Source organism: Bradyrhizobium sp. 164, from assembly GCF_023073715.1.
GTDB lineage: Bacteria > Pseudomonadota > Alphaproteobacteria > Rhizobiales > Xanthobacteraceae > Bradyrhizobium.
Genome location: NZ_JADPKA010000104.1, coordinates 38,043 through 54,018, shown reverse-complemented (window position 1 = coordinate 54,018; position 15,976 = coordinate 38,043). Strand labels below are relative to the sequence as shown.

The following is a 15,976-nucleotide window of genomic DNA, read 5'->3' as shown; positions in this document are numbered from 1 at the left end:
TGCGACATCTACACCGCGATCTCATATGCAGCAAGGCGGCGCCGGCAGAGGTGTGACGGTCATCGATGGCGCTTGCTTGCGCAGAGCGTTGAAATGTAAAAGAAAATTTTGGTTCGTTCTGTGGACCATCGCTCGACAGCGCGGCGACGCGCAGCAAATCGCATGATCAGCGCCTGGGTTGTCACGCCGTCGGACCTTCAGAGCCGTCGCGCTAGGCGGGATACAAAAGTAAGCCGCCGAGGTCCGCAACGCCCTCGACTTTGCCACAGGACTGAGGCGCAGCCGCGAACTCGAGCACCGAACACACCTTTGACCCGCAGTCCCAGATGTCCCAGCAGGGAGTCCTCTTAGGACGATGCGACCGGTTTAGACTCAGCACGACGGGATACCCCAGCGCCGGTGAGCTCGTCGGAATTGGAGTTGCGCAACAGGAACAACGACCTCCAGTCCCCCTGATGCCCGAATTCGATATAGCGATAGCTCAGGGCACTTAGCAGGATCGTTATTGCAAGATACGGAAATGAAAGTCGAAGCGTGTCTTGGAACGGAGACGTATCGGGCGGGATCATTTCAACCATGATGATCGAATGCCACGCATAGATGCTGTAGCACATGCATCCGACGATTTGAATGGGCCATGCCTCGAACAAGCGATTTGCGGACCATGCCCCGCACAACACCGCCAGCAGCACCATGGCAAACCCGGCGCAAAAGATCGTGGCGTAGAGAATGCTCACAGCCCAGGGGCCGTTATCCTTGAGATATATGGCGGCGATCATCAGCAGCAGTCCGGGCAGCAGCCCCCGCGACTGAAATCTCCTAAGTGAAACGCTGTCCCTGGACTTGACGTAGAGATCGCAAACCAGCATTCCGAAAATGAACTGGTAACACGACCCAAATATTCCGCCCACAAACGGGCGAAACATCCCAATCCGATCCACCGCGATAAGATGCCCAGCCATCACAAAAGCTGAGCAGATGACGACGCTCAACAGCAACAGCCTTCGAAGGCCGAAGCGCGCGATCAGAAGAATCAGCAGCGGAAATAAAAGGCTGAACCAGATTTCAACGCCTACGGACCACAATACGGGATTGGAGGGGGGCATAAACCCGTGCGGCACAAAAATGAAGAGCGTAGATAGCAGTCCGCCGAGCTCCAGATACCACGCGTGCGACCCAGCGGGTGACTTGGCATGGAGTGCAACCGTCACGAGGACAACCGTATAGTAAAGTGGAAGCAATCGGGCTGCGCGATGCCAATAGAAATGCGGGAAGTCGGCAAGCCGATCGATGGCCCGCTTCTTGGTGCGATAGGGCAGGTACAGAACGAATCCGGAGAGCACAAAAAAAATATTTACGCCCAAGAAGCCGTGCTTTGCGACAATGGCCAGGAGACCATTCGGATCAAGTTCGCCGGGAAACGCCGGCGCGCTGGATGTAAACGGAACAAGCAAGTGAAAGAGGATCACCATCAGGATGGCGAGTCCGCGAAAACCGTTGACCGCCCCGATCTTCTGCGCGCGACTACCGGCTATGATGGTGGAACCTGGGGATTGTAACGACAAGATGGCGATCTCGGTATTCTGGTTGCCTGTTGCGATGCTCGCTACGTTGAGCGACCTGTCAATCGATGGCTGTCGCATCACTCTCGACGCGTGCGATGCCAAACTGGGGGCGCGTTAACCAGCAACTTGGCGCCTCGGCGGATCACAGCGAATATCTCGTATCGCGAACACCTCACCACTCGTTGGAAGCGATCCTCAGGCGAGCGCAGCCTCACCCGGACACGCCGAACGACGTGCCTTCAAATCGTCAATTACGGCATCTATCAACTACGGGATATGGACGGTAGCAGGTTAACTCTGAGGCAGAATTATGAGTGGGCGCGTATAGTTTGATGGTTGGGCTCCTCATCATATTTGTTCTGCTCGCGATTGGCTTCGCGGCCGGCTACGGCACGCGTGAGCTGATCTCTCGTAAGCGGCACGCCGAGTACCTGAACTTGCAGCCCTACGTTTCGCCCGAGCTCAGAACCAGGCGACCATCTTCGGATGAAAGCACCAGGACGCGATACGCCACACCTCAACCCACAATGACTGAGCAGACGAACTATGACATGCCTCAGTCGCTTAAACCCGTATCCATTCGGGAGCCGAAGCCAGCGAAATCCGCGCCTGCCGGCGCAAGCTTGCGTCTGATCGAGCCGCATTCCTCTGAGCCCGATACCGGATCTTTGCAGTCCGTGGACATTGAGCAGAGCCTCGAAGAACTAGTCGGGCTCCTGCTGCGTAAAAAGCAGGGGGGCTAGGACCGGTCTCCTCCGGGGCGCCTTGCTCACAAGCCTCTTGCCGCATTTGCGAGTCCGCCAGTTGCGGAGGTCGAGCACACCGGGGGAAAGTAAACCCCTGGAACCGAAAGCACCAAGTTGTCAGCAGGAGAACTCCGGAATCCAGGGGATCGCGCCGACGACCGAGCACGTTCCAGAACAGAGCCGCCCGCCCGCAGCGCAGCGGCAGCCGCACCAAAGACTGGCGATGGCCGTACAAAAGTGGTATGTTTTTAGCGCCTCTGTGGCTACAATACGGCCCGTCATGCGTCCGGAACATCTCTGGTGCAAGAGCAGGAGGGCAGATTTTGGTCGTGCTGATGATCGCAAGCGCCGTGGCGGGTGTTCTTCTGGGGCGTTTTCTTCGCGCATACGCTCTTATTCCCGCAACGATGCTGATCCTGGTTGCAGCGTGGTATTTGGGCCTTGAGCAGGGTTTCGCCACGGGCGCGATAGCCTTCGTCGCCAGCGCGGTAATTTTGCAAGTCGTCTATTGCGCGAGCCTGCTGATCTATCTGCTCATCGCGAACCTCTCGGTGCTCGACCAGGTGCAGTCGGAGGCATCACCGCAGATGCCTGAATCGCAAATCGCAGTCTAGTCAGCCCCCTATCATGAGCGGCCAGCGAGAATGTTGTCGCATGGTCGTACATTGTTACATCCTTCTGTAGAAGCTCCGCACCTGCTTAATTGCCATGCAGTTCATCCCGCGGGGCCGCATTCCCGCCGGTGTGCTTGTGAGCGCTTCATTTACGCGGCATTGATCCCGTGCACGCGTTCTGCTCCGCAGAAACCGTTGGCCACAGCTCTAATCTGCTCAATGGCTCGAAAGATCTCCTGCACCAAATTGAATACGCGTGGCGGAGGCTTCTTCTTTGACTTTGATTTCGGCTCCTTGAAACTTCCGCGGAATAGCTGTGTTGCACAAAGCCGACCGGGCAAAATGCCTTTGCACGACACGACGCGCGACAAGCTGGAGCGACACATCAAGTATGCTCAAGACGTTTGGGAATGAAGGGCAATGCAATCAATTTGGAACCGACGCGACGCCGCCGGCCGATATTCCTCTTGCAAAGAAGAAGCGCCTATTTGTAGCTCGCCACGCACTTATGAGGCTAGATCAACCCGCTGAGACAACGTGACCGTCCATAGCACCTATATTCGCCGTCTTTATCGTAGATAATGCAGATGTGATCGGTTGGCTGGAAAATCTAAAATGGAATTGCCGGCGAGAGCAGCGGCGGGCGGCAATGGCGCGCAGAACGCGTTACAAGAGTCGATCGTAACGGGTCAAGCGGCTGTCGCACTTTTGACGCCAACGCGATCACGGACCAAGCAGCGCCCCGATCCGGTCATTCACCGGATTGATACCCGGCCCCTCGACTTCGGCGTCGATGAGATCGTAGCTGTCGGCAAGCTCCGCAACGAGATGCTGCGATTACCCGATTTCCTGCGCCATCATCGCCGGCTCGGAGTCGGACGTTTCCTCGCGATCGATGACCGTTCGGACGACGGCACGCGAGCATTCCTGCTCGATCAGCCGGATGTTCACGTGTTCGAGATTCGGGAGCCTTTTGCAGAATCAAGTGGTGGTGCGCGTTGGACCAGCGCCGTGCTCGACCAATTCGCGCCAGGACGGTGGGCGCTGACGCTCGACGCAGACGAACTCTTCGTCTACCCCGGCTGCGAACGTTTTGATCTTCGATGGTTGTGCCGTTATCTGGAGAGCACCGGCGCTGATTGCATGACCGCGGAAATGGTCGATATGTATCCACGCTGGCTCGGCGGTCCGGAGCGCTACCATGCCGGCGAGAGCCTCATCGCTTTCTCCCCCTACTTCGATTCCGACACCTATGTGAAGCGCCGTCGGCGCGGCTTTCCGACCAACTACCTGGTGGGTGGTGCGCGAGCGAGGCTGTTTTATGACGAACCGATGCCGCCAAAGATCGCTCTTTACGACGCACTTGTACAGTTGCTTGAGCCATACGGGCTGGCGCGGCTGCTGCCTGCAGTTAACATAACGCGCTGGCAGCCACCGCTGCTCACTAAAGTGCCGCTCGCCCGATGGTCGCCCGGCCGTCGCTATATCGCCGCCGGTCACCTGATGGCCCCACCAGGCAAGGCAAGCGACGTCACAGGCGCCCTGCTCCATTTCAAATTTCTTCACGACTTCACCGATAAGGTCGCAATCGCGGTCCGTGAGGGGAACTACTATCTCGGCTCGGTCGAGTATCAACGCTACGCGGAGCGGCTCGATCAGAATCCGTCATTCGAGCTCATCTATCCCAATAGCCTGATCTACCAATCATCAGACGATCTTGTCCGTTGCGGTCTGATGCGTCTCTCCCCGGCCTACCAGGCCGCGACGCGACAACCCTGACACCGCTTTCTGCACAGGAGGCGCGCTGGAGCCTTCCTCCAATCGTTACCGGACCCCGTCGTTGTGCTTGATGTGTTCGTCGGAAGGACCGACCGATATCTGCTGTTCTGGAGCATTGATTTCATCGATCCGCTTGCGGCCGAGAAGCCGAAGGAGAAGCTTCCTTCCGCGCACCAGCACTGGATAAATTGCCCTTGCGAGGCGGGGCCGGGAGAACACGAGCCGATTGAGGCGATTGAAGACGGTCGCCTCCCCGGCAAGCGTTGCCAGCAGATGCATTGCAGCGGCCCCATAGTAGTGCCGCCCACGCCAGCGAACCACCATGCCTTCATTGAGATCGAGGTTGCGCGCGCGGATATCGCGCACGATTGGATGCTCCGAACGCGCGTCGATCAGGTGAATGCGCTGCCCACGCTCCCGCAACTGGTACAGCAGAACATAGCGGCTGCATAACGGGCATTCGCCGTCATAGACCACCCAGATATCGTCATCACTATGGGTCAATTCGATAGTCCGTTCGCTTCCGAACGTCGCGCACAAGCTTGCCCTCCGCCAGGCCGAGGCATACTGAGTCCACCACATAGTGATAGGCGACAATATCGTCCATGGTCAGCTTGTTGAATTCGCCGTACAGCCATGGATTGGACAGCATGTGGTGCGGATAGGCATAAAAACTGTTGTTATCCTTCACCCAGGGATAGACACGGAAAAAGCGATCCGTCTCGCGGACCATTTTTTCCACGGCCTCCATGGCTACGCCTGTGTCCTGACGCGGAAGGATCTCCGGGCCGCAGGTGGTCGCGTCGTGCCAAGTCGCAAGATCGTGGTTGTTGCCGCCAACGCGAGCCCGGAAATGATTCTCAGGGATGTACATGGTTCCGGTCCCGATCATGTACGAGTAGATGCCGAAATACGTGGAAGGCGCGAGAACCTGGCGACCATCGCGGGTCTCGACGAAAAGCCGCGGGCTTGCCAGCTTCGGCCCGTCCAGCCATCCAAGGTAATTGGTGTAGAAGAAGAACCGGCCACAAATGACGGTCACGACCATCACAACCTTCATCGCCGGGGTGAACCCATCGCGCGGCAGCGTGCGTGCCGCGGCTACGATGAACAGGTTGAGCGCAATCCAGAAGAAGAACAGAGCCCCCAGTGTGAAGTACACGCCGATGTGGAAGATGTCGAACAGCAGGCAGAAAAACGACAGCGCGCGCGTCGAGATCGCAGCCAAGGGCGACAGGAGCTGGGCACCCAGCACGAAGACGTTGAAGATCAGCTGGTTGCTCACGATCGCGTCCCAGATAGTCTGCAACGCGCCCGGCCATAGGCCGAGCGGGGCGTCGCCGCGTTCGAGACCCATCAGGATTGAGGTTTGCGTGGGATTTGCGAGCAGCCAGGTCCATGGCTTCTCGCCACCAGCCTGCAGCTTTGCGATTCCCGACCAGAAATAGCTGCCGAGATGCGCCCCGACGGCGCACGCCCAAATCAAGCCATAGGCGCGATCGCGAAGCTGCTTCACGTTATCTGCAGAAGCGAACAGAGTTCGCAGCCACGGCACGCGATCCATCACCCAGGCGCTGGTGAGGACGATCGTGCCGAGCACGCCAAGGACGGCGAAGTTACCGACGTCGAGCATCCCGAGATAATCGGTCTCGGTCACGAAGATGCCGGACACGACGCTCACCATTTCGCGCCATGCATGGTAAAAATAGAACAGCGGCACCAGAAATGAAGGACGCCAGATCGCGGCTATTCCTGCCACAACCGCAAGCACTGCACCGTAGCGGAAGAACAGAATTTTGTCGCTCGAACCGAACAGGATGTTGGGGGGCCCTGCGAAAGGCCCCAATGAATCGAACAGCAACTGCACGAAAATCGTCATTCCGATCGCGAGGGCGGTGATACGCAATGGCGGCGAGAAATCACGATAGCGAATGGAGCTGAAGGCGAGCGCGCCGGCAAATGCCAAGCAAACCAGCACCAAAGCGTAAATGTCAGACCAGCGCGCCAGGTGCGTGACGGCCCGCCGCGAAATCGCAGAAAGAATGACGGCTACTGCAAGAAGGAAGAGAGGTCCCGCGAGCGACGAGACGCTAGACCGCGCTCCTTGCTGTGATGCAACGGTATACAACGCCATCCCGTCTGGGACCTCCGGAGCTTCGCCCAACCGAACATTATAGAATCACTAGCCATCTGCAAGCATCGCAAGCGCAGCTCGTCCTTCTCCGGGTGCGAGTGCCAACGAAATCATCCCGCGGGAACCTCAACACTGCGAATTGAATATGACAAACTGCGGGCATTGATGTGACCACAAGTGTCCACGTCGACATTGGTGACGGTCAGACCATCGTTTGAAAACAGTTTCGACCCAGCTCCGCTGATCCCACATCGCCCGATCACGTCTTCCGTTCATGTCAGGGCCAAGCTAAAAGCCGGAGACGATCGGAACCGCCATCGTTCAGCGCACTGGATTTCCCGAGGCACTTGCTGGCAGGCGCAAGACCGCGCAAGACTGTTTGAGATCGCAGGGTGAGCTCGTTGGACAAAGACAGCAAGTCACGGGCCGTAACCAACATCCTCATAACGGGCGGATCCCAGGCCTGGAAACTCTCGGCCGGTTTTGTCTTGACGATATTCTCGACGCGAAATCTTGCCCCGTCCGACTTCGGCGTGCTGGCCATGTCTGCGACCGCTGCAACGTTCCTCGGACTCCTCAAGGACGTCGGCGTTGGACAGGCCATCATTCAACGCACGGAGATCGCCAAGGGTCAGATCGATGCGCTGTTCTGGTTGTCGGTGCTCGCTTCCGCGGCATCTGCTCTCGTTCTGGCGTTGAGCGCGCATCCGGTTGCGCTGTTTTACGACGATACGAGGCTTCAACAGCTCATGATCGCAATTGCCGGCCTAAGCTTCATTGCCGGCCTTGCGACCGTTCCGGCGGCGCTACTTGCCAGAGAGTCCCGGTTCAAGGCTCTGGCAATCCTGGATGTCGCCGCGACAACCGCTTCCGTTGTCGCGGGGATCGTCGCCGTAATCATCTTGAGAGACTATTGGGCACTTTATCTGTCCACGCTCGTTCTCACGCTCATTTCGACAGTCGGGATCTGGGCCTATTCTGGCTATCGCCCTGGATATCCCCATCTGGACAGCGAGACGCGACACATGGCGCGATTTGGCCTGCACGTGTCAGGGTTCAATCTGGTCAACTATCTCTCGAGAAATGCGGACAACATTCTCATCGGCAAATTTCGAGGCGGCGACGAACTCGGAATGTACGATCGGGCCTATAAGCTGTTGCTGCTGCCGATCGTCCAATTACATAACCCCATCGGCCAGGTGATTGTCCCGCTGCTTTCGCGACTTCGTTTCGATAAGGAGAGATATCTGAGCACCTACAACGATGCCCTGTCCATGGTTATGCTCATATGTCAGCCGGGCATCGTCTTCGCCATCCTGCTCTCGGAGCCGCTCTTCAGAGTTCTCCTCGGCGAGCATTGGGTGGGTGCAGCCCCGATTTTTTCCTGGCTTGGCGTTGCGGGCTTGATCCAGGTCGCGACCGCGACGGCAGCTTGGCTGTTCCTCAGTGAAGGCCGTGGCCAGGAGTACTTCAGGCTCGGCGTTTGGACCGCCCTGATCAACGTGACCTCATTCCTCGCCGGTCTTCCCTGGGGCGCGCTTGGAATCGCCGCAGCGTATACGCTGGTGAACTGCACCGTCGTGCTGCCGCTTTATGCGATATCGATCGGTCGTCATGGCCCTGTGACGACAAGGAACCTGATCAAGACGACTGTCCCGCATTGGATCGGTTGTGCCGTTGCGGCGACCGTCACAAGGATTTCGATCATCTCATTGCTGGATGGAAACTCATTCGCTGGGCTGGTTACGCTGCTGGCGCTTGCCTATGCATCATATCTCCTCGCCATGTCCTTCTTCGCGCAGAAACGGGCACTTGCAAAACGCGTATTGCGCAACGTCTTTCGAAAGGCAAAGACCTTCAGCGAACGATGAAGCCATGCAATTCCGCCAGATGAATATCGACCGGGGCGACCGCGTGAACGGCGTCGACCTGATGAAGGCCTGTGTCAACATCTGGGGAAGTGATCGCCGCGAGGAGCACTGCCTTGGCAGATTCGCGAGACGCCTCGTTGATCAAGTCATATGCATTGGAGGTAGCGGACTGCTCGAACACGAACCCGCCATCTTCCAGGCCCGCGAGGCCGACGGCCGGTGCGGTCGCAGGAGGCTGTAACGAGGCAACCGCCGACAAATCAACGCTGGTTTTCGGAGGATCGATCACCAGCGTGCCGCCCATTCCGTCGCTCGAGAGGTTGAAGGTCGATCTGGTGTAGTCACCAACAAGCGAAATATTTGCCGTGTGATTCTGGGCATCGACCACGGTCAACGTACCGCCGGCTGTGTTGCCGGAAAAGGACGCCGACGTCCCCGCTCCGTACGCGATGTCCTTCAGATCGATATGGTTGGAATTGAACGCGGTGCCGTCACCCGTCAGACCGATGAGCGTTCCCGTAAATTGCGACGCGTGGTCCAACACCAGATTGCCGGTCGACGTCTTGAAGGTGATCGACCCCGAAGCGGCGCCGGACAATTCGAGCGTGGCGCCGGGGTCGACCGTCGCGGCCTGTGACATATTGCCCAGATTCAATACGACATTTCCGGAGATCTTGAGGATGGTCGATGACGTATTGATTACACCATCGCCATTGAGATCCTGATAAAAAGTCGTCTCGACCGCTTTAAGAGCAGGGTCGGTCGGGGACACCTTGTTCAGGAGGTTCGATACATAGTTGCCATTGCTGTCCGTGGTCCACACACAAAGTTCGCCGGTGGCCGGAATCTTCCAGGCCACATCATAGCCGCTGGTTGTTTGCTCCACGCCCACCGGCGTCCAAGCGCCGAACTGTCCCGACACAACCGCTACGCCACCGTACCTCAAGGTCGGCCCCACGCCGCTGGTCATCGCGTCGAGCAAGTAATTCGAGCCGACCAGAACCAGGCTGGTTGAGCCGGACGCCTCGATTGTCGTGCCTGAAACCTTCTGGGGCGTTGGTGGAAGACCAATCAGGCCATCACCGTTGAGATCCTGGTGAAAGAGGGTCTCGCTCGACTCAAGAGCCGGGTCGGTGCCGGACACCTTGTTCAGATAGTTGGATACGAAATTGCCGTTGCTGTCGGTGCTCCAGACCGCGAACTGACCGGTCGAGGGGATCTTCCACGCGACGAGATAGCCGTTCGACGACGCTTCCGCAGCTACTGGCACCCACGAGCCCAGCTGCCCCGCGACAACCGCCGTTCCGCCATTCTTCAAGATCACCGATGAGCTGGCCGTCGAAAGGTAGAAGTTACTTCCCGACTTGATAAGCGATGTCGTTCCGGCCGCTTCGATCACCGTACCGACGGCGGAGCTGAAAGCATTCGAAACCTGGCTCAAATTTCCGGCGATGTCGGTGGCGGTGGCGGTGAAGCTGTGTTGCCCTGCCGTGAGCGATCCGGTGGTGACGCTCCAGGCCCCACTCGTCGCCGCGACGCCCGTGCCGAGCAAGGTCGCGCCCTCGTACAGCCGGACAGTGCTTCCGGCTTCTGCCGTGCCGGACACGATTATTGCGCTAGAAGCTCCAGGTGCGCCCGAGGTCAGGATAGGTGCAACCGGGGCACGCGTGTCGACCGTGACGTTCAACGCACCGGAGGAAGCGCTGACGTTGCCGGCGGCGTCGGCAGTCTTGCCGGTAAACGTGTGATTACCGTCCGCCAACGTTGCGGTGGCAATGGACCATGCTCCGCTGGTATCGGCGATCGCCGTTCCGATCATCGTCGCGCCGTCGAAGACCTGCACCGTGCTCCCGGCGTCCGCGGTTCCAGTCAAATTCACGTGGTTGACATTGGTGACGCCATCGCCGGCAACGTTGCTGTCTGGCGAGAACGACGCGAGCTTGGGCACGTTCGGGGCGACCGTATCGATGGTGACATTCACCCCGGCTGAGAGCGCGGTGAGATTGCCGACGCCGTCCATCGCTGCGGCGGCAAAGGTGTGGCCGCCTTCGGCCAGCAATGCGGTCGCCATGCTCCAGCTACCATTGCCATCGGCTGTCGCCGTGCCGATCTGAGTTGTCCCGTCGAAAACCTTGACGGTTACACCTGCCTGCGCGCGACCCGTGAGGACCAGATGATTTGTATTGATCAGGCCCGATACGATCGAGCCGCTGTCGTTGACCGCCGAGATCGTCGGCACGGCGATAAATGTCATCGCCATCGGCGAATTCGTCGCGGAAACGAATGAATAGTCGGCCGACGTCAAGCTGGTGACGCCCGCAATGCGCAGCGTATCTGCTCCACCCGCGTAGCGAACGGTCCACACGTCGTTCACATGGGTCAAATAGGCGCCGCTGTCGTAACCTTTCAGAATCAGCTTGTCGTGTTCAGCGGTCGCGCTCGTGAAGACGTGGAAATCCGCGATCGTATCGTTGCCGCTGCCTGCAGAGTGAATGAACGTATCGTTCCCGGATCCTCCAGAGAGCCAGTCATTCCCGCCGGCGCCATCCAGGACGTCGTCACCGCTCGAGCCGACCATACGGTTTGCCAATTGGTTACCGACGCCCGCGAGCCCGCCCATCATCAACGTCAAGTTTTCGACGTTCGCCGTCAGTGTGTACGACGTCCACGCCTCCACGCTGTCAATGCCGCCGCCGGGATTCTCGATGATTTTCTGGTTCGCGCTTCCGATGACGTAGGTATCGTCGCCGTTCCCCCCGACGAGCGTGTCATCGCTATTGACCGCCGAGAGCTTGTCGTTCGCCGCGGTGCCGTACACCATGCGGCTGCTCGCCTTCCCGCTAATCCAGGACGTGATCGTCCCGCCGACCGGGAGCGTTGCTGGCAATTGGAAATCGTCGCTGGTGAATGCCGAGACCGTCGTGTTGCGGAACACCAAGGTGTCCTGGCTGGTCAACTTCAGATAGACGTCGCTTCCGACCTGGGTCATCGCCGCCTGCACGTCGGCGAATGAGGTGAAGGCAAAGCCGTTGAGCTGGACGACGTCGTGAGCGGCGCCCGATCCCGGAGAAAAGTCGGTGATGATGTCCGAACCATCGCCGGAGTTGAATACGAAAGTATCCATACCGCCGCCGCCGGTCAGGATATCATTGCCGAGCCCGCCGGTGATCACGTTAGACGCGGAATTTCCGATGATGATGTTGGATTGAATATTTCCGATGGCGCTGATGGCCGCCGAACCGGTGAGCGTCAGATTCTCGACGTAGCTCGAAAGCGTATACGTCACCGAGGAGTTGACCGTGTCGATGCCTCCGCCATAGGCCTCGACAATCTTCGCACCGGCATCGGTCACGACATAAGTGTCATCGCCGGCGCCGCCAGTCATGACATCCGCGCCTCCTGCACCACCGATCAGGTCATTGCCGGACGTGCCGGTCAGCGTGTCTACAGCTGCGCTTCCCACGATCGTGTTGGTCGACCCGCCACTCGTGAGCAGGGTGTAGTTCGCAAGCGTGTACTCCGGCAATTGATAGGCTTTGATTGAATCGATGGTCATCGTCGGCGTCGATCCTGGAGCGGCGTTGCCCGGCCAGCTCCCGCCCATCGCTAGGTTGGCGATCATGTACATCGCCGTATTCATGTCGGCGGGCGTGGCCTGCTGCGCGACCTCCTTCCCGTCCACGAAAAACGTCAGGTCGTAAGGCGTCCATTTGAGCGCAAACGTGTGTTCTCCGGTCGTCAGGTTGGCCGTATTGGCCCAACCCCCATTCGTCGCGGGCGCGTAGGGTGAGTGAATGGCCCAATGCGCCTGGTCAGGATCTTGACCAAATGCTTCGAGCACATCGATTTCCGTGTTGAGGTTATTGGCAGTGCTGGGCAGCATCCAGAACGCCGGCCACGCGCCACTTGTGCTGGGCAGCGTGGCCGTCATCTCGAAATAGCCGTAGGTCTGGGTAAAGCTGTTCTGGGTCGAGATCATGCCCGACGAGAAAATGGCGCTGCCTGTATAAGGCGTGGCGCTCGCAGGCAAGGGCTGTGCCGTGATGACAAGGTGGCCGTCCTGAATCGAGAACGGATTAAGCCCAAGCGACGTTGACGCCTGAGTTGCCGGCAGCCCGGAAAAGCTGGGATCGACATACACTTCCTGTTCGCCGGCCAGCCCGTAGCCTGCCGCTCCGCTCCAGGCATAACTCGTGCGCCAGGTCAGGCTGGGATCCTGCCCCGCGGACAGCGTGTTGAAGTCGTTGTTGAAGGTCTGGACCAATCCGGTCAGGGGACTGACGATGTTTATATTGCCGGCCGTGAGATTCTGGAGACTGGTGTTTTCAAGCGTTATCGTTTCGCCGCCAGCGATTGTCAGGACAAGGTCTGTGCCCACCTGCTTCATGGCCGCCGTGACATCGGCGAACGTCTTGAATCCGGTGTTGTTGAGCTGCAGGATGTCCCCGCCCGCACCCGCCTGAAAGTCGGTGACGATGTCGTTGCCGTTGCCCGCTCTCACGACAAAGGTGTCGCGACCGGCCCCACCGGTCAGCACATCGTTCCCCCGTCCGCCGTCGATCATGTTGTCGCCGGCATTGCCGACAATGATGTTGTTGAGATCATTGCCGGTGGCGGGAGACGGAACGCTATCTGTCAGGACAAGGTTTTCGACGTTCGGCGCATTGACAAGGCTGTATCCGTTGATGTTCCAGACGCGGATCGTATCGATGCCCTCTCCGGCCTGCTCGACGACCTTAGTGTTGTGGTCATAGACATAGTAGGTGTCGTCCCCTGCTCCGCCGATCAGCGTGACGCCCGTGCCGCCGGCCTCCATGCCATCATTTGTCGCTCCGGTCGCCAGCGTGCCGCCCGCAGGGACGGTACCCGCCCAATTCCATGCCGTTCCGCTCGCTGGCAGCGGATTGTCCAGCGCGACATTGCTTGCAACCAAGGTCGAAAGCGCGACATTCTGCAGCGTCAGAGTTTCGGTCGACGACAGCGTTACAACCGTATCGGAGCCCACTTGGGTGGCCGCTGCCAGGAAACTGGCGAACGTCGCAAAGCCGTAGTTCTGCAATCGCAACACATCGCCGCCGAAGCCCGCCTGAAAATCAGTGACGGTATCGGAGCCATAGCCCTTCGAGACGATGAAAGTATCGCTGCCTGCTCCTCCGGTCAGAACATCATTTCCGGTACCGCCAAACAGAACGTCAGCACCGGCGCTTCCAGTGATAATGGTCATGATGGATTGCGTGCTCCTTTTAGGTGGCACACAACTATGCACGCGTTCAAAAGAGCCTTATGGATTCGACGCAATTTGACGCATGCCGAGAGAATCAGCTGACGGCTGGAGATTTCTGCGGAGACACCGTAATGCTACGGGCTCATGTGAAGTCCGCGCTGCCTGCATCAAGCAGGCTCAGTGCAGGGGCCGTCATTCATCGGGCGAGCGCCGAACACGCTGGGTTCCGATTAGGGAACCGTATTCCGCATCCGGTAAGTGAGCACATCATCTTGCGAAGTTCCTGTTACGCACGCTCCTCGACTCGCCAGGACCTTCGCGGGAGGGCCCTCAGCGCGAACGCGGCCGTTTTCAATGCACACCACGTGGTCCGCATCACGCACTGAATCCAGGCGATGTGTTATCAGCAACAAGGTTCGGTTCTTGAATTGTAGCTGGATCGCGCGTCGAATGCTGTCCTCGAGTGTCAGATCGAGCGCGCTCATCGCTTCGTCGAGGATGAGGAACTTCGGATTGCGCACAATCGCTCGTGCAAGACCAAGACGCTGCCGCTGACCGCCCGAGAAGCGCAGGCCATGCTGTCCTATCCAGGTGTCGTATTTGTCCGGTAAGGCCTCGACGACCTCTGAAATGCCCGCGACCCGCAGCGCCTGCCGAACCTCTTCCTCGGAGGCGTCATTCTTGGCCATCCGAACGTTCTCGATCACCGTGCCTTCGACCAGGTCGACATCCTGGCCCGCAATCGCGAGCATGCCGAGCCAATCGGTTCGACGAACGTCTTCGATGGATCGCCCATCAACCCGTATGACACCCTTGTTGGCCGAATAGAGTCGCAACAACAAATTTACGATCGTGGTCTTGCCCGCCCCACTGGCTCCAATGAGCGCAGTGGTCTTCCCCGCAGGAATGTCAAACGAAGCATCCAAAAGAGCGGGCTCCGTACCGGCATCATAGCGGAATGTCACGTTGCGAAATGAGATGCCGTTCTCCAGTTTAGCCACGGCAACGTGCCCGGCGTTCGGGTACTCCTTGTCATCTATCGAGAGCATATGTCTGATGGACCGAAGCTGCGGCTCGAGCTGCGCCATATACAGCAAGTTCCCTTCCAGATCTCGCATATGCGGCTGCAATCGATAGAGCAACGCGACCGCGGTCAGGCTCGTCGCGAAGCCGATTCCCAATAAATCAGCGAACGCGACGACGAGAAACAGCACGACAAGATACCCCACCTCCGTCAGAGGCGAGACCAGGGCGGATAGGCGCGCAAGGCGCAGCGCGACTTGTCGGGCCTGCGTCGAAGCCTGCTCGAAGCGTTTCTGGTGAATCTCCTCCTGGCCATACGCGCGGATCGTGCGCATACCCTGGAGTGTCATCAGCATATGCTCACCCAGCTTTTGATGAACCAGCTTTACGCCGGCACCCAACTGCTGCATGGGCAACGAAAGATGGCGCAATCCGGCCGATACAATCATCAAGGCGACGAGGGCGAGGACCGTGACTTTGATCGAGAGCGCCAACAGAAAGGACGCGAAGAGAAAAACCGAACACGAACTCACGATAATGCGGGTAAGACTGGCGTATGCTCCGGAGATCACCCAAGTCTCGGTTCCCAACACCTCCATGAGATATGCTTCGTCATGGCGTTGGAAGAACGAATACGAAGTTGACAGATATTGCAGATGGACACGGTTGCGCGCGACTTCATTGATCTTCTCTCCAACACGCGCACTGATTAGTGTGTTGATAAAGGAAAGAGCACCGCGAGCAATGATGAGAAGGAGCAGCACGACAGCAGTTTCGGTCGAGCTGTGAAACCAGTTCGCCGCATATCGGAGCGCTTCGCCTAGGAGGCCACTGGTCGACGTTGCAAGTTCCACCTGACCCATGGCGAAATAGAAGAACAGGAGCACGAGAGTAATCCCGACCGTCTCCGCCAACGATGTCGCGAGGCCAAGCACAATCAGCGCGGGCGTCACCCAACCGGGCAGTGGAGCAAGCTTGAGCAGCTTGAACAATTCGACCAATGCAGCGTGGCGAGCAGCT

The 15,976-nt window shown here is 58.5% G+C and carries 8 protein-coding genes; 3 read left to right on the top strand and 5 right to left on the bottom strand.

Annotated elements, in window-relative coordinates:
• Positions 1-347: 347 nt before the first annotated feature.
• Positions 348-1,643 carry an acyltransferase gene (locus tag IVB01_RS31485; protein WP_247279524.1) on the bottom strand — a complete coding sequence of 432 codons (1,296 nt, stop codon included), beginning with the start codon at positions 1,641-1,643 and terminating at the stop codon, positions 348-350.
• Positions 1,644-2,634: 991 nt separating this feature from the next.
• On the opposite strand from IVB01_RS31485, the gene IVB01_RS31480 reads away from it, so the two are divergent.
• Together IVB01_RS31480 and IVB01_RS31475 are read left to right on the top strand one after the other, a co-directional pair.
• Positions 2,635-2,925: a hypothetical protein gene (locus tag IVB01_RS31480; protein ID WP_130211929.1), complete on the top strand. Its 291-nt coding sequence runs from the start codon at positions 2,635-2,637 to the stop codon at positions 2,923-2,925.
• Positions 2,926-3,540: 615 nt separating this feature from the next.
• Positions 3,541-4,704 (top strand): glycosyltransferase family 2 protein, encoded by a 1,164-nt coding sequence (locus IVB01_RS31475; protein WP_247279523.1) that lies wholly within the window; start codon positions 3,541-3,543, stop codon positions 4,702-4,704.
• A gap of 45 nt (positions 4,705-4,749) precedes the next feature.
• Here the strand turns inward: IVB01_RS31475 and IVB01_RS31470 are convergent, their stop codons facing one another.
• The gene (locus tag IVB01_RS31470) at positions 4,750-5,208 is read right to left on the bottom strand and encodes a DCC1-like thiol-disulfide oxidoreductase family protein (RefSeq protein ID WP_247279522.1); all 459 of its coding nucleotides are present in this window, start codon (positions 5,206-5,208) and stop codon (positions 4,750-4,752) included.
• Positions 5,198-6,838: a hypothetical protein gene (locus IVB01_RS31465; protein ID WP_247279521.1), complete on the bottom strand. Its 1,641-nt coding sequence runs from the start codon at positions 6,836-6,838 to the stop codon at positions 5,198-5,200. Before IVB01_RS31465 ends, IVB01_RS31470 begins: the two co-directional genes overlap by 11 nt.
• Positions 6,839-7,239: 401 nt before the next feature.
• Here IVB01_RS31465 and IVB01_RS31460 point away from each other — a divergent pair, with 401 nt between their 5' ends.
• Positions 7,240-8,709: a lipopolysaccharide biosynthesis protein gene (locus IVB01_RS31460; protein WP_247279520.1), complete on the top strand. Its 1,470-nt coding sequence runs from the start codon at positions 7,240-7,242 to the stop codon at positions 8,707-8,709.
• On the opposite strand, the gene IVB01_RS31455 is transcribed toward IVB01_RS31460, so the two are convergent.
• Together IVB01_RS31455 and IVB01_RS31450 are read right to left on the bottom strand one after the other, a co-directional pair.
• Positions 8,696-13,933 (bottom strand): Ig-like domain-containing protein, encoded by a 5,238-nt coding sequence (locus IVB01_RS31455; RefSeq protein ID WP_247279519.1) that lies wholly within the window; start codon positions 13,931-13,933, stop codon positions 8,696-8,698. The two genes, IVB01_RS31460 and IVB01_RS31455, sit on opposite strands and share 14 nt — an antisense overlap.
• A gap of 230 nt (positions 13,934-14,163) precedes the next feature.
• The gene (locus tag IVB01_RS31450) at positions 14,164-15,948 is read right to left on the bottom strand and encodes an ABC transporter ATP-binding protein (RefSeq protein ID WP_247279518.1); all 1,785 of its coding nucleotides are present in this window, start codon (positions 15,946-15,948) and stop codon (positions 14,164-14,166) included.
• Positions 15,949-15,976: the final 28 nt, after the last annotated feature.

What these genes read in the sequence shown, in the direction of transcription:
- IVB01_RS31485 (WP_247279524.1), bottom strand. Translation starts at nt 1,643, where the DNA reads ATGCGACAGCCATCGATTGACAGGTCGCTCAACGTAGCGAGCATCGCA.
- IVB01_RS31475 (WP_247279523.1), top strand. Translation starts at nt 3,541, where the DNA reads ATGGAATTGCCGGCGAGAGCAGCGGCGGGCGGCAATGGCGCGCAGAAC.
- IVB01_RS31465 (WP_247279521.1), bottom strand. Translation starts at nt 6,838, where the DNA reads ATGGCGTTGTATACCGTTGCATCACAGCAAGGAGCGCGGTCTAGCGTC.
- IVB01_RS31455 (WP_247279519.1), bottom strand. Translation starts at nt 13,933, where the DNA reads ATGACCATTATCACTGGAAGCGCCGGTGCTGACGTTCTGTTTGGCGGT.